General features: G+C 46.0%; 1 protein-coding gene. It reads left to right on the top strand.

Translation table 11 applies throughout. The annotated features are described in order from the left end of the window. A partial coding sequence (locus TD18_RS17190; protein ID WP_040250641.1) for a hypothetical protein occupies nt 1–250 on the top strand: 250 nt, incomplete at both ends.

The raw sequence follows: 250 nt of genomic DNA, 5'->3' as shown, positions 1-250 counted from the left end.
GTGATTTAGATTTAACAGGTGTAAGCGCAACAATAACTATTGACGCAGCACCAAATGCAGTAACAGTATCAGCGACAGATGCGAGTGTGTGTTCAGGAGAAGATGGCGAGTTTGTAATCACAGGCGATGCAGGTGATACCGTAACCTATAGTATAGATGGAGGCGGATCAGTTACAGCGGTTATTCCAGCTGATGGTACATTAGAGATCGCAGTCCTAGGCATCACAGCAACCACGACGATAGATGTGAG

Origin of the sequence: Psychroserpens mesophilus, assembly GCF_000826645.1 — a bacterium.
Classification (GTDB): domain Bacteria; phylum Bacteroidota; class Bacteroidia; order Flavobacteriales; family Flavobacteriaceae; genus Psychroserpens; species Psychroserpens mesophilus.
This window is presented reverse-complemented; position numbering and strand designations above follow the sequence as displayed.